The sequence below is a fragment of the Gemmatimonadales bacterium genome (genome assembly GCA_036265815.1).
GTDB lineage: Bacteria > Gemmatimonadota > Gemmatimonadetes > Gemmatimonadales > GWC2-71-9 > CAVVWJ01.
In genome coordinates this window covers 102364-116440 of sequence record DATAOI010000044.1, presented here as the reverse complement: position 1 = coordinate 116440, position 14077 = coordinate 102364, and the positions used below count along the sequence as shown (strand labels likewise).

Genomic DNA, 14077 nt, shown 5'->3' with positions numbered 1-14077 from the left:
TCAACCGACCGCCCGGTCCAGCAGGGCGAAGGCGAACACCGTCACGCTCATGACGCCGTTCATGGTGAAGAACGCGGCATCCAGCCGGGAGAGGTCCCCCGGCCGCACCAGCCGGTGCTCGTAGGCCAGAATGCCGGTCGCGACGGCCAGCCCCACGTAATACCAGGCACCGAAACCCGCCCCGTAACCGAACAGCGCGAGCGCGGGGATGGTGACCGTGTGCAGGAGCTTGGCCAGCATGATGGCCCGCTGCTCACCCAGCCGCACGACGGCGCTGCGCAAGCCCTCGGCTTGATCGAATCCGGCGTCCGGCAGGGCGTAGAAGATGTCGAACCCAGCGACCCAGGTGGCGACCGCGAGGGCCACGGAGAAAAGCAGCCAGGGCGGGTGGCTCCACCGCCCGGTCACCGCGAGGTATCCTCCGACCGGCGCGATGGCGAGACTGATGCCGAGCCAGAGGTGGGGCCACCAGGTGAATCGCTTCGAGAGGCTGTAGGTCAGCACCCAGACCAGGGCGGCCGGGCTCAGCGCGAGGCAGAGCCGGTTGAGGCCGCCCGACGCCAGGATGAAGAGCATCGCGGCGATGACGACGGACCTCCACGCCTGGGCGGTCGTGAGGGAACCCCGGGGCAGCTCGCGGTTGCGGGTCCGCGGATTCCGAGCGTCGAACCGGAGGTCGGCGATGCGATTGAAGGCCATCGCGGCCCAGCGGGCCGCCGAAAAGGCGAGCATCACCAGCAGCACGGTGCGCGGCCGCACCGGTGCCACCCGCGACGCGGCGAGTACGCCGAGCAGGGCAAACGGCAGGGCGAAAAGCGTGTGCGGCAGCTTCACCAGGTTGATGTAGCGGATCAGCAGCGACTCTCCGGCGAACGTCTGCCCCTCGCCGCTCACAGTCGGATCCCCAGCTGGCTCCACATCTCGTCTACCCGCCGCTTGGTGTCGGGGTCCATGGTGATCGGCTCGGGCCATTCCCTGGTGAATCCTTCTTCCTTCCACTTCCGGGTCGCGTCGATCCCCATCTTGCTGCCGTAGGTGAAGCCCCTGCTGGAGTGGTCGAGCACGTCCATGGGTCCCATGGTGAAGCGCACGTCGCGCTCGGGGTCGATGTTGTTGAGCGTCACCCACCAGGCCTCGTCCGGATTCCGGACGTTGACCTCCTTGTCCAGCACCACCAGCAGCTTGGCCAGCGACATGAGCCCCTGGCCCCAGAGCGCGTTCATCACCTTGTACGCCTGTCCGGGGTACTGCTTATCGATCGAGACGAAGACCAGGTTGTGGAAGATGCCTGCCGCCGGCATGTGGTAGTCGACGATCTCGGGCACGGTCAGCTTGAGCAGAGGAAGGAAGATCCGCTCGGTGGCATGGCCGAGGTAGTAGTCCTCCATCGGCGGCCGGCCAACTAGGGTCGCCGGATAGATCGGGTCCCGCCGAGCGGTCAGCGCGGTGACGTGCACCTTGGGATAGTAGTCGGCCAGCGAGTAGAACCCGGTGTGGTCCCCGAAGGGACCTTCCAGCACCAGCGGCTCCGCCGGATCGATGTACCCCTCGAGCACCAGCTCGGCTTCCGCGGGCACCTCCAGCTCGCAGGTGATGGCCCGTGCCAGCTCCACGGGCTCGCGGCGCAGGAATCCGGCGAAGAGGAACTCGTCGATAGTGGGCGGCAGCGGCGCCGAGCCGCTGTAGATGCTCGCCGGATCGCCGCCCAGGGCGATGACCACCGGCATGCGCTGCCCTTTCTCCGCCATCTCGCGCCAGTGGGCGGCACCCACCTTGTGACGCTGCCAGTGCATCGCCAGGGTGTCGCGCCCAAGCACCTGGACCCGGTACATGCCGACGTTCCGGATCCCCCGCGAGGGATCGGTGGTGATAACCATCGGCAAGGTGATGTAGCGGCCGCCGTCGCCGGGCCAGGTGGTGAGAAAGGGGATCTGGTCGAGGTTGACGGCCTCGCCCCGGAGGACCACCTCTTGGCAGGGCGGGCGTCCGGATTTCACCCTGGGCGGGAACTTCCCGACTTCAGCGAGCTTGGGCAGCATCGCCAGCTTTCCGAACAGTCCTTCCGGCACCTTGAGATTGAGCAGCTCGGAGATGCGGCCACCGATGGCGTCGAGGTCCTCCACACCGAGGGCGAGGCCCATGCGCCGCATGGAGCCGTAGAGGTTGATGGCGACGGGGGCCGCGCTCCTGCGCCCATCCTCCAGCAGGACGTGCTCGAACAGCAGCGCCGGACCACCTCCGGGGCTCTTCATACAGCGATCGGCGATCTCGGCAATCTCCAGGTGGGCTCGCACCGGGTGGGTGATGCGTACCAGCTCGCCGAGCTGCTCGATCGCCTTGATGAACTGCCGCAGGTTGTCCAGGGCCATGGGGTCCGTTGTGGTCAGGTTCAGCTGCGCGTGCATGTCACGAGCGGCCGAGCGCCGACCGGCCGCCCACCGAACGATCACCCCGTGTGCCCACGTGCATCGCGCAGACGCCGCCCATGAACAGGCGGTAGGAGACGGCGGTGAAGCCCTGGCCGGCCATCCGGCGCGCGAGCTCGGGCGGCGCGGGAAAGGTCTGAGTCGAGGCCGGCAGCCAGGTGTACGCCGTCGCGTGCCGGGAGATCAGCCGGCCGATCAGAGGAAGCACCCGGCGGAAGTAGAACTGATAGAGCGCCCGGAGCCAGGGCTCCGGCGGCAATGCCATGTCCAGTATCACCAGCCTGGCGCCCGGCCGGAGCACGCGGGCGGCCTCGGCCAGCCCGGCGTCCAGGTCGACCAGGTTCCGGAGTCCCCATCCCACCATGGCACCATCGAATGCCGCATCCCCGAAGGGCAGCTCGAGGGCGTCGGCTCCCACCGGCGCCAGACGGGCTGCCTTGCCGCGGCCCAGGCGGAGCATCGCCAGAACGAAGTCGGCGCCGATCACCCGTCCCCGAAAGCCGGGCTGGCGGGCCAGCGTAGCCCCGAAATCGAGGGTCCCGGCGCAGATATCTAGATAGATTCCCTCCGGTATCCGCTCCCAGTTCAGCTGAGCGACCGCACAACGCCGCCAGCGCTGATCGAATCGCAGGCTGATGATGCGGTTGAGCCGATCGTAGGTGGGCGCGATCGCCCCGAAGATCTGCTTGACGTAGGCCCGCTTTTCGGGACCGCCGGCGACGGGTAACTCACGATCAGAGGCTAACATAGGCGCTCAATGTAGTCCCGCGGCGAGATCCTTGGCAAGGCGACGGGGCGATGCCTAGCGGGCCCGAGTGGGCACGACTCAGCGATCAGGAGGTCGTGCTGCTCGCCCGCGGCGGAAAGGATGCCGCGTATCGTGAGCTGATCCGGCGGTACGAGCGCCCGATCTTCGCCCTGCTGTTTCGCATGGTGCGGGACCGGGAGCTGGCGGAGGATCTCTCGCAAGAGACCTTCGTCAAGGCGCTCAACGCCATCGAGTCCTACCGCCCCGAGTTCAAGTTCTCGTCCTGGATTTTCAAGATCGCCAACAACGCCGCAATCGACCATCTGCGGCGCCGGGAGCTGGACACGCTCTCGCTGGATGGCTCGCCCCACGCGGAGACACCGGAGGCGATGCAGGCCACGGCCCTGCAGATCGGCGCGCGGCAGGAGTCGCCCCTCGATGCGGTCGAGGCGAAGGAGCTGGGCGGCGCGATCGAGGCGGCGATCGGACGGCTCCGGCCGGAGTACCGGTCCTGCATCCTGTTGCGTCACGTCGAGGGGCGCGCCTACGAGGAGATCGCCGAAATGCTGGATCTCCCGCTCGGCACCGTCAAGACGTACATCCACCGGGCCCGCAACGAGCTGCGCCAGCTCCTGGCCCACCTCAAATGATGAAACCTTCCCCGATTCCCCAGCGTAGGAGGGTCCACTTATGACCCCTGCACCCGGACGGCATCTGTCCGCCGAAGACCTCGACGCGTGGCTCGACGGCGCGCTCTCACCAGACGCGCAGTCCCACCTGGAGCGGTGCCCGGAGTGTCTCGAGCGGACCCAGGCGGAGCAGGAGCTGGTGACCCTGCTGTCCGCGCTTCCGCTGATGAGTCCCTCCGCCGATTTCGCCGACCGGGTCATGCAATCGGTGGCGGTGCCGGACCCGTTCGCTCTCCGCTCGCTGGAATCAACGCGGCGTCGTCTCTTCGCCAACCGGAAAACGGCGGCGCTGGCGGCGAGTGTTGCGCTGTTGCTGGCCTGCTCCATGACCGCGAGCATCGTCTGGACTCTCGGGCATCAGCAGACCCTCGCCGCCTTGGGATCGTGGCTGGCAGGCGAAGCGGGCCGCGCGGCCTGGCTGACCCTGCGTGGGGTGGCCTCGAACTTCATCGAGCAGCCATGGTACGCCGCCCTGCGCAGCCTGGCGGCCCATCCGGCGCGTCTTGGCCTCGCCTCCGCGCTCGCCTCCCTGGCCTATATCGGCGGTGTTCTTGCGTTCCGCCGCCTTCTGGCGCTTCCGACCCAGCAGGTGGCCCATGCCAGCGTCTAGCGCCCCGGCCCGGCTCCTTCTGGTGCTCCTGCTGGCCGCGGCGGCGCGTCCAGCCTCGGCCGGCACTCGGCCGGGGACGTGCAGTTCGTGCACGGTGACGCTGGTGCACGACTTCTGGGCGCTGGTGTCGGGCGTCTCCAGTATGCGCAAGGCCGTTCAACAGGAGCCTGGCCCCCGGCCGCGTCCCCAGGCCATCGCGCCCGCGCAGTCGGAGGACCACACCGTCGACATCAGCGACCTGAGCAAACCCACAGTCATCGAATCGAAGCTGCGCCGGGCGCTGCGCACGAATGATGGAGCCGTGCGCCTCACCGTGCCGAGCGGCACGGCCCGGCTGGGCGACTTCAGCGTTGGATCCAACGAGAGCGTGCCGGGGCACCTTCTGGTGGTGGACGGCACGGCCGATGTGTACGGCAAGCTGATGGGCAACCTGGTGACGGTGGACGGTGACGTCGTGCTGCACCCCGGAGGTCTGGTGAGCGGCGACATCCTGACGCTCGGGGGCGAGGTGCGCGATCAGGGCGGCGAGATCGGCGGAGAGGTGCGCAGCCTCCGCGCCGCCGCTCCGGAAGGGCCCACCGCCAGAGAAGCACCGGCGCCCGGCGCGCTGGAGACCGTGTTTCACCGAGTCTCGGGCGTGGTCGGCGTCTTTCTCACGTTAGGCGCGCTCGGGTTCGGGCTGGTCCTGTTCGGCCGCCCCAATCTCGAGGTGGTCTCGGATACGGTGTCGCACTCGTTCGGTCGAGCGTTCGTCACCGGGCTGGTGGGCCAGATCCTCCTGCTCCCCACCTTCGGCATGCTGGTAGTGGGACTGGTGCTCAGCGTCGCCGGGATCCTGCTGCTGCCGTTCGCCGTGGTGGTCTACGGGCTGCTCGTGGTGGTGGGCGCCCTTGGAGGCTATCTCGCGGTGGCGCACGCCATGGGCGAGACCTACACTCGGCGCCGCCTGGCGCAGGGCATGATCGGCTCCCCCAATAGTTATCGCTATCTGCTGGTCGGGCTGGGAAGCCTGGCGGCGTTCTGGCTCGCCTGGGCCCTCTTCGGCTGGGTGCCCGTGGCGGGCAATCTGATCCGGGGTGTGGCGTTCCTGGTGACATGGCTGCTCGCAACTGCCGGCTTCGGGGCAGCCCTGCTCAGCCGGGCGGGCATTCGGGAGAACTTCGCGGGCCGCCTCATTCCCCCCGAGGCACTCACCGACGAGTACCTCTGGGCGACGCCGCAGTTCGGGGTCACCGCTGCCCGGCGCCCGGGAGGCCGGACGCCCACCCGCGGGCTTTGAGCATGCGGGTCTGCCTTCTGCTGCTCACTCTCGCGTCGAGCCTCGGCGCGGAAGCCGCATCGGCCCAGAGCATGCGGCCCTTCAGCACCTATCGTCAGTGGCATGGTGAGACCCGCCTCACCGCGCGGCTCGACTATGCCGCGGGCTCGCTTCGGCTCGCCGCCGGCCGGCCCAACGAGCTGTACCGGATGGACGCCTCGTACGACAGCGAGCGCTTCCTTCCCCTGAGTGACTACGACGCCGGCAGCGGCGGACTGACGTTCGGATTTCGAGCGGCCGGCGGCGGCGGCATCAGGGTGGTCTCCCAGCACCAGCTTCGGCAGTCCGCCGAGGTCGCGTTCTCCCCCCGGACCGACCTCGCGCTGGACGTGGCGCTGGGCGCCGTGGACGGCGACCTCGAGTTGGGAGGCCTGCGGCTCACCGATCTCCATCTCTCCACCGGAGCGAGCAGGACGGTGGTGCGCTTCTCCCAGCCCAACGGCACCCGCTGCCGGTCGGCGTCGCTCACGGCGGGAGCGGCCGAGGTGTCGGTGCTCGGATTGGGCAACAGCCGGTGCGACCGGATTACGTTCGAGGGCGGCATGGGGAAGGTGCTGCTCGATTTCGCGGGGGTCTGGACCTCGAGCTCCCGGGTGGACGTGAGCATGGCGCTGGGTGAGCTGACGCTCCGCCTGCCGCGCCGGGTGGGCGTCCGTATCACCCCCGACAACTTTCTCGCGAGCTTCCAGCCGGAGGGACTCCAGCGGAGCGGGTCCGGCTACGTGACGGCGGGGTACGAGACAGCGGCGCGGCATCTGGACATCTCGCTCAGGACGGCGGTCGGCGGGGTGAAGATCGACTGGGTGGAGTGAGGCGACTCACACCGCCTCGCGCGGCAGAGGGCTAGGTTTGGTCATGACGCCGCTCGAAACGCTGGGCTACGTTCTCGGGACCTCCTTCGCTTCCGGACTCAATCTCTATGCGACGGTCGCGGCGGCTGGACTGCTCCAGCGCTTCGGTCTGGTCCAGCTTCCCGAGCCGCTGCACGTCCTCAGCAACCCGCTGGTGGTGGGGGTGGCGACGGCGCTGTTCGTGATCGAATTCGTCGCGGACAAGGTCCCCTACGTCGACTCGGTGTGGGACGCGGTGCACACCTTCATCCGCCCACCCGCGGCTGCCTTTCTCTCCTACAGCGCGTTCTCGGGAAACGTTCCGGAAGAGTGGCGAATCGGAGCCGGACTGCTCGCGGGCGGCGTGGCCCTCACCTCGCACGGCGCCAAGGCCACAACCCGCGCGGCCGTGAACGCGAGCCCGGAGCCGTTCAGCAACTGGACGCTCAGCACGGTGGAGGACGCCTTCGCGGTGTTCCTCGCCTGGCTGGCGGCAACGCATCCCATTGTGACGGCGGTGCTCGTCGTCGCGCTGGTAATCGCGGCGGTGCTGGTGATCTGGCGGTTCTTCGGGCTGTTCCGGCGGCTGGTGGCGGGGACGGGGGAAAGGGGCTCGGGAGAGGCGGTAGTGGGAAGCAGGTCGTAACCGCCCTGTCATCCCGAAGAGCGGCGCCACGCTGTCATCCCGAGGAGCGCCAGCGTATAAGGCGCCTGCCTCGTTTCCGTGCCATCCTTGCCCCACCTTGCCCCACCTTGCCCCTCCCTACCTCACCCTGCCGCCCCTACCCCAGCCTCGCCCGGACCCTCCCCCCCACCCCCAACCCGAGCCGCCGCGCGGCCGAGCCGTCGCGTACCGCCACCTCGACCGCTCCGCCCGATCCGACGTAGGCCAGGAGCCCGCCGGTGGGCACGTCCCCGAACGTGCGGCGGAGCGGCCCCAGGTCGAGGCCTTCGACCTCCATCGTGGCGTAGGGCGGGACCAGATCGGTGTCGAGGTTCGTCACCAGAGTGCCGAAGCGATCGACGTAGACGATCTCCCCCAGCACCGACTTCCCCTCGTAGTGCGGTTCGGCGTAGACCAGGCGGTGGGGAACCCCCGCGAACGGCCGTCCCAGCGACGGCAGCGGCTCGCCGCACGCCAGCATCGCGGCTGCTGGAGCGAAGAGGTCGCGCCCGTGGAACGTCGGCGAGGCACCGCGGGGGATCCTGAGCTCGACGATCTCGACTTCGGTGTCGCGGATGACCGGGGTGAAGAGGCCGTTGTCTGGTCCGACGAACCAGTGGCCGTGCGCCCGGAGAGCCAGGCCGGCCCGGCTGGTGCCCACTCCCGGATCGACGACCGCCAGGTGGGTGGTACCCGCAGGGAAGCGATGCCAGGCGCGGCCCAGGAGATAGGCGCCGGCCCGCACCTCTCCCGGGGGCACCTGATGGGTCACGTCCACCAGCACCGCCTCGGGAGCGGCGCTGAGGAGTACCCCCTTGATCTCGGCTACGTAGGAGTCGGTGGTACCGAAATCGGTGAGCAGGGTAATGAGCGGCATCAACCCCGAAGGATCGGCAGCGCGACGCTCCGGCCGGCGGTCTTGGCCTGAAGCTGCTCGGCGATCTGACGCAGGACCAGCCCGGCGGCGCTCTCCGGTTCCGCGACCACCACCGGGTTTCCGGCATCGGCCAGCTCCGCCAGGCGCGGCTGCAGCGGCACGCTGCCCAGCAGCGGCACGCCCAGCTCCTCGGCCAGGCGCTGACCGCCACCCGAGGAGAACAGCTCGAAGCGGCGCCCGGTCTCCGGATCGGTGAAGCCGCTCATGTTCTCGATCACCCCGACCACCGGCACCCCTACCCGCTCGAACATCTTGGCGCCGCGGAGCGCATCACCCACGGCCATCTCCTGCGGGGTGGTCACGATCACTGCGCCGGAGACGTGGGTGGCCTGCACGAGGGAGAGCTGGGCATCGCCGGTTCCGGGCGGCATGTCCACGATGAAATAATCCAGCTGCCCCCACTCCACATCGCGGAGAAACTGCTGCACGATCTTCATGATGATGGGGCCACGCCAGATGGCAGGGGCATCTCGCTCGACCAGGAAGCCGAGCGACATGAGCCGGACGCCGTGCGCCTCGAGCGGCTGGATCTTTCCGCCGTAAACCGGGGGCTTCTCGAAGACGCCGAACATGCGCGGCACATTGGGCCCGTAGATGTCCGCGTCCATGACCCCGACCTGCAGTCCGGCCTGGGCAAGCGCCACGGCGAGGTTCACCGCCACCGTGGACTTCCCTACGCCACCCTTGCCGGAGGACACCGCGATGATCCGGCCGAGGTTGGGCTGCTCCGCAGCCGTGGGGGCCGGCTCCGGAGCGGGCGGGGCCGCACCGGTGGGCGCCGCATGGGTCACCCGCGCGGGTCCCGCCGGATTGGTGACCGTGATCTTGACCTCGTCCCGCCGCACTCCCTCGACTGCCTGCACGGCGGCCCGCGCCTGACGCACCAGGGTAGCCGGATCTTCCGGGGCCAGCAGGAAGGTGAAGCTCACCTTCCCGTCCTCGGTGGTAGTGAGGTCCCGGATCATCCCAGCGGAGAGCAGGTCGTTGTCCACCCGCGGGTTGCGGATGGCCGCGAGGGCCGCGGCGACCCGGGCCTCGATCGAGTCCGCCACTAGACGGCCTCCACCTGCTTCACCTCGGGCACCATTGCCCGCAGCCGGGTCTCGATGCCCTGCTTGAGGGTGATGGTGGACGCGGCGCAGCCGTGGCAGGTGCCGCCCAGCCGAAGCAGCAGCAGGCCCTCGCTTTCGTCGAAGTCGACGACCTCCACATGACCGCGATGGGACGCGATGTAGGGACGCAGGGTGTCGAGTGTTTTCTCGATCCGATCGATGGTATCCATGGTCCTCAGAGGGAATTCCTACTCCTAAACTCGGAATATAGGATACCAGAGACCTCGGTCAACACGTCAGCGCTGCTTCCCCCCATTGCCGCCGAGATAGGTCCGCGCAGCGCCGAGCACGGTGGCTTGGACTTCGGCGAGGGTGCCCGGCAAGGCTAAGCCGGCCGCCTTGGTGTGTCCCCCGCCGCCGAACTTGTTGGCAAACGCCGCCACATCCACGGCGCCCACCGACCGAAGCGAGACCTTGACTCGTCCCTGGCTCACCTCCCGGAACAGGAGGGCCATCCTCACCCCCTCGATCGAGCGGGGAAACTCCACCACGCCGTCGAGGTCATCCGAGGACACGCCCAACCGCTCGATGGCTCCCGAGGGCACCGTCACCCACGCCAGGCCGTGCTGCGGCTCGACCACCAGGGTCTGCAGCGCCTCGGCGAAGAGACGGGGGCGTCCCTCGGGCGCGCGGGCGTACACTTCGAGATAGATCTCCTCCGGGTCCACCCCGGTTTCCAGCAGCTCCGCCGCGATTCGCAGCGTGCGCGGCCGGGTGTTGCTGAAACGAAACCCTCCCGTGTCCGTGAGGATGGCGACGTAGAGCCCGCGCGCGGCCTGCTCGGTCAGCTTCCAGCCATTCGCGAGCGCCAGCTCGAAGACCAGCTCGCCAGTCGCGGCGGCACTGGCATCCAGGTAGCGCGGCCCATCGGGAAGTATGCCTTCGCTCACATGGTGGTCGACGCAGGCCACCGGCACCCGGCTGGCGCGGACCGTCTCACCCAGCATGCCGAGGCGGCCGAGATCGGAGATATCGAGCACTACGATCGCGTCGGCACGTCGGAGCTCGCGCACGGCCTCGCGGGTGCGATCGACAGAAGGCAAGTCCTCAAACAGGAACTCGAACCTGGGCGGCGTCGGGGTGGGGTTGGTCACGACCGCCTCGATCCCGCGGTCACGCAGCAGGTGGGCGAGGCCTGCCTCGCTGCCGAGCCCATCGCCGTCGGGATTGACGTGGGTGATCAGGCAGACCCGGCGGCCGGGCGTCAGCACGGTGGCGAGGGACCGCGCGGCGGCGATCCGGTCGGGAGCGAGCACGAACGGCATGGGGAAATACTAATAGAACAACGCGGACGGAGCGGCCGTCAGCCGGCCTTCCGTCCGCGTTGGTCTGCCTGCGATCTCGCGGGAGCGGCTACCGTCCCACCGGCTCCCGGACCGGAGCCGGCGATTCCGCGATCTCCTGCTGCAGCACGCTGTGCTTGCGGCTGTACCCGAAGTAGATGCCGAACCCGATCACCAGCCAAACGAACAAGCGGAGCCAGGTGTCGCCGGGAAGCGTGGCCATCAGCCCGAAGCACGCCAGGATACCCAGGATGGGGACCAGGGGCACCAGGGGAGTGCGGAACGGCCGCTCCAGATCGGGCCGCTTGTTCCGCAGGATCCATACGCCGCCGCACACCAGCACGAAGGCGAGGAGGGTTCCGATGTTGACCAGCTCACCCAGAATCTGAATCGGGAAGGTGCCGGTGATGACCGCGACGATGAGACCGACGCCGATGGTCGAGAGGTACGGGGTACGGAAGCGGGGATGCACTTTCCCCGCCCAGGCTCCGATCAAGCCGTCCCGAGACATCGAGTAGAAGACCCGGCTCTGGCCCAGGAGCATGACCAGCACGACCGACCCGAGCCCGAGCACCGCGCCGACGTTGATGAACGGACGCAGCCAGGTGAGCTGAGGAATCTGCTCCACCGCGTAGGCCACCGGGTGCGCCACGTTGAGCCGATCGTACTTCACCAGTCCGGTGAGGGTCAGCGACACCAGGATGTAGAGAACGGTGCAGATGCCCAGCGATCCCAGAATACCCGTCGGCATGTCCTTCTGCGGATTGCGGGCCTCCTGCGCCGCCGTGCTGACGGCGTCGAATCCGATATAGGCGAAGAAGATGAGCCCGGCCCCGCGGAACACCCCGCTCCACCCGTACTCGCCGAAGGTGCCGGTGTTGGGCGGGATGAAGGGATGCCAGTTGGACGGGGTCACGTACCGCCAGCCGAAGACCAGGAACATGAGCACCACGGCGATCTTCAGGATGACGATCAGGTTGTTGACCTTGGCGGATTCCTCGATGCCGATGGTCAGCACCGTGGTGGCCAGGAGTACGATCGCCATCGCCGGAAGGTTCACCAGCGCGCCCGTGTTGTTCCATCCCGGCTGGACGCAATGGGCCACGGCATTGGTGACATCGGCCGCGCTGCAGAAGCGGAGCGGCGCAGAGGTCACAGCCTCCGGAAGGTGAATGCCGAGATAGTCGAGCAGACTCACGAAATAGCCGGACCAGCCGACGCCGACCGTGGCCGCGCCCATGGCGTATTCCAGTACCAGGTCCCACCCGATGATCCAGGCGACGAACTCGCCCATGGTGGCGTAGGAGTAGGTGTACGCACTCCCGGCAACCGGCACCGCGCTCGCCATCTCCGCGTAGCAGAGGCCCGCCAGTCCGCACGCGACGGCGGCGACGATGAAGGAGATCGGCACGGCCGGGCCTGCATGCAGCGCGGCAGCCAGCCCGGTGAGCACGAAGATGCCCGCTCCGATAATGGCCCCGATACCAAGCATGGTCAGGTTGAGTGCCCCCAGTGACCGCTTGAGCGAGCGCTCGCCCGTCGCCTCGGCCTCGGCGCGCAGGACCGTGATGGACTTAGTGGCCCATAAGTTCATAGGGTGATCCTCTTTGGAAGGGAGCGCGTCCGCCGGCGAGGCGGCACATACGTTCGGCCCTGCTTGTTGCCGCTGCTTAGGCGCTGTAGTTCGGTGCTTCCCGCGTGATGGTCACATCGTGCGGGTGCGACTCGCGGAGGCCGGCCGAGGTGATCTGAATCATCTCCACGTCGCACTGCAACTGAGGAACACTGCCGACCCCGCAATACCCCATGCCGCTCCGGAGACCCCCGACCATCTGATAGAGCACGTCGGCCACGGGGCCCTTGTAGGGCACGCGGCCCTCGATGCCTTCCGGCACCAGCTTGGAGGGTGCCATCTCCCCCTCTTGGAAGTAGCGGTCGGCCGAGCCGTCCTGCATGGCGGAGAGGCTGCCCATGCCGCGGATCATCTTGTAGCGGCGGCCTTCGGCCAGCACCGACTCGCCGGGGCTCTCCTCGGTGCCGGCCAGCATCGACCCCATCATGACCGAAGACGCTCCAGCGGCCAGGGCTTTCACCACGTCCCCGGAGTACTTGATGCCCCCGTCGGCAATTACGGGCACGTCGTCCACCCCCCGGAGCGCGTCCATGATGGCGGTGACCTGGGGGACGCCGACGCCGGTGACCACCCGGGTCGTGCAGATGCTGCCTGGGCCGATCCCGACCTTCACGGCGTCCACCCCGCGGCGCACCATCTCGCGCGCACCAGCCTCGGTGGCGACGTTGCCGGCCACGAGCTGGATGTCGGGGAAGCTCTCCCGGAGCTGTCCGACGGTGCTCAGCACCCCCTCGCTGTGACCGTGCGCCGAGTCCACCACCACCACGTCGACGCCGGCATCGACCAGCCCTCGCGCCCGGGCGAGGGCGTCGGGACCGGCGCCCACGGCTGCCGCGACCCGGAGCCGGCCGTGCTGGTCCTTGTTGGCGTTGGGGTGCTCGCGGCGCTTGAAGATGTCCTTGACGGTGATGAGGCCCTTGAGGATGCCCTGGGCGTCCACCACCGGGAGCTTCTCGATCCGGTGCCGGGCGAGGATCCGCTCGGCGTCATCCAGGCTGGTACCCACCGGGGCCGTGACCAGATTCTCCTTGGTCATCACCTCGCGGATCGGCTGGTCGAGGTTCCGCTCGAACTGGAGATCGCGGTTGGTGATGATCCCGATGAGCCTCCCCTGGCCGTCCACGATCGGAACGCCGGAGATCTTGAAGCGGCGCATGAGCTGGTAGGCCTCGCGGAGCGGCCGGTCGGGCCCGAGCGTGGTGGGATTGAGGATCATCCCGCTCTCGCTGCGCTTCACCCGGTCCACCTCGGCCGCCTGCCGCTCGGGGGACATGTTCTTATGCAGCACGCCGATGCCGCCGCCCCGGGCCATGGCGATGGCCATGTCGGCCTCGGTGACGGTATCCATGGCGGCGGAGATCAGCGGAATGTTGAGCGAGATGCTGCGGGTGAAGCGGGTGGCGGTCGAGACCTCGCGCGGGTGGATGGCCGCATATCGCGGCACCAGAAGCACATCGTCGAAGGTGAGGCCGGGCTTGGGGCGAATAACGGTCATTCGTTCGGCGAGACGGCGCGGGGAAGCACACCTCGATGCACGACGGCCCACCGAGCCCTCTCGAGGGCGGTCGGCAGGCCGGGAGCGCAGGGGTCCATCTCCAAGTGTAGGGGGCGGGCCCGGGGAAATCAAGCGCGTTCCGGCCCGCCGAAAGGGTCGCCTGGAGGACGGCCTCAGTCGCCCGTCCGGGTCCCCGCGAAGCTCTCCGTCTGAGTGCAGGTGGCGAACACCGGAGCGCTGGCGCTCCCGTCGCGAAATACCTGGGTGGTGGCACTCGAGAGCGTCAACGAGAGCGGGCTGGCGGACAGGTCGAATTGTCCGCTGATCGAGTA

At 68.5% G+C, this 14077-nt stretch carries 14 protein-coding genes; 5 read left to right on the top strand and 9 right to left on the bottom strand.

Annotation, left to right across the window (positions count from 1 at the left end; all coding sequences use genetic code 11):
* Genes VHR41_08740 through VHR41_08730 form a run of 3 tightly spaced genes read right to left on the bottom strand, consistent with a single transcriptional unit; the run spans nucleotide 1 to nucleotide 3174 of the window.
* The gene (locus tag VHR41_08740) at nucleotides 1-894 is read right to left on the bottom strand and encodes a UbiA-like polyprenyltransferase (protein ID HEX3234273.1); all 894 of its coding nucleotides are present in this window, start codon (nucleotides 892-894) and stop codon (nucleotides 1-3) included.
* Nucleotides 891-2405 carry a menaquinone biosynthesis decarboxylase gene (locus VHR41_08735; GenBank protein ID HEX3234272.1) on the bottom strand — a complete coding sequence of 505 codons (1515 nt, stop codon included), beginning with the start codon at nucleotides 2403-2405 and terminating at the stop codon, nucleotides 891-893. The genes VHR41_08740 and VHR41_08735 overlap by 4 nt, the downstream gene beginning before the upstream one ends.
* 1 nt (nucleotide 2406) lies before the next feature.
* Nucleotides 2407-3174, bottom strand: a complete 768-nt coding sequence (locus tag VHR41_08730; GenBank protein HEX3234271.1) for a ubiquinone/menaquinone biosynthesis methyltransferase — start codon at nucleotides 3172-3174, stop codon at nucleotides 2407-2409.
* A 50-nt stretch (nucleotides 3175-3224) separates the two neighbouring features.
* Between VHR41_08730 and VHR41_08725 the strand changes: the two genes are divergently transcribed.
* The 5 genes from VHR41_08725 to VHR41_08705 are packed head-to-tail and all read left to right on the top strand — an operon-like array spanning nucleotide 3225 to nucleotide 7267.
* Nucleotides 3225-3824, top strand: a complete 600-nt coding sequence (locus VHR41_08725; GenBank protein HEX3234270.1) for a sigma-70 family RNA polymerase sigma factor — start codon at nucleotides 3225-3227, stop codon at nucleotides 3822-3824.
* A gap of 40 nt (nucleotides 3825-3864) precedes the next feature.
* The gene (locus VHR41_08720) at nucleotides 3865-4473 is read left to right on the top strand and encodes a hypothetical protein (protein ID HEX3234269.1); all 609 of its coding nucleotides are present in this window, start codon (nucleotides 3865-3867) and stop codon (nucleotides 4471-4473) included.
* Nucleotides 4460-5752, top strand: coding sequence for a hypothetical protein (locus VHR41_08715; GenBank protein HEX3234268.1), 1293 nt, complete (start codon nucleotides 4460-4462; stop codon nucleotides 5750-5752). The genes VHR41_08720 and VHR41_08715 overlap by 14 nt, the downstream gene beginning before the upstream one ends.
* Nucleotides 5753-5754: 2 nt before the next feature.
* Nucleotides 5755-6603: a hypothetical protein gene (locus VHR41_08710; protein ID HEX3234267.1), complete on the top strand. Its 849-nt coding sequence runs from the start codon at nucleotides 5755-5757 to the stop codon at nucleotides 6601-6603.
* Between the two features lie 43 nt (nucleotides 6604-6646).
* Entirely contained in the window at nucleotides 6647-7267 is a 621-nt protein-coding gene (locus VHR41_08705) for a DUF4126 domain-containing protein (protein HEX3234266.1), read from the top strand.
* Between the two features lie 136 nt (nucleotides 7268-7403).
* Here the strand turns inward: VHR41_08705 and VHR41_08700 are convergent, their stop codons facing one another.
* From VHR41_08700 to guaB, 6 genes are all read right to left on the bottom strand, one after another.
* Entirely contained in the window at nucleotides 7404-8162 is a 759-nt protein-coding gene (locus tag VHR41_08700; GenBank protein HEX3234265.1) for an SAM-dependent chlorinase/fluorinase, read from the bottom strand.
* Nucleotides 8162-9274 carry an Mrp/NBP35 family ATP-binding protein gene (locus VHR41_08695; GenBank protein HEX3234264.1) on the bottom strand — a complete coding sequence of 371 codons (1113 nt, stop codon included), beginning with the start codon at nucleotides 9272-9274 and terminating at the stop codon, nucleotides 8162-8164. The genes VHR41_08700 and VHR41_08695 overlap by 1 nt, the downstream gene beginning before the upstream one ends.
* Nucleotides 9274-9504 carry a NifU family protein gene (locus VHR41_08690; GenBank protein HEX3234263.1) on the bottom strand — a complete coding sequence of 77 codons (231 nt, stop codon included), beginning with the start codon at nucleotides 9502-9504 and terminating at the stop codon, nucleotides 9274-9276. Before VHR41_08690 ends, VHR41_08695 begins: the two co-directional genes overlap by 1 nt.
* A gap of 66 nt (nucleotides 9505-9570) precedes the next feature.
* Nucleotides 9571-10599 carry a bifunctional oligoribonuclease/PAP phosphatase NrnA gene (locus VHR41_08685; protein HEX3234262.1) on the bottom strand — a complete coding sequence of 343 codons (1029 nt, stop codon included), beginning with the start codon at nucleotides 10597-10599 and terminating at the stop codon, nucleotides 9571-9573.
* 88 nt (nucleotides 10600-10687) lie between these two features.
* A complete protein-coding gene (locus VHR41_08680; protein HEX3234261.1) occupies nucleotides 10688-12211 on the bottom strand; it encodes an amino acid permease in 1524 nt (507 codons plus the stop codon).
* A gap of 76 nt (nucleotides 12212-12287) precedes the next feature.
* Entirely contained in the window at nucleotides 12288-13745 is a 1458-nt protein-coding gene (guaB, locus tag VHR41_08675) for an IMP dehydrogenase (protein HEX3234260.1), read from the bottom strand.
* Nucleotides 13746-14077: the final 332 nt, after the last annotated feature.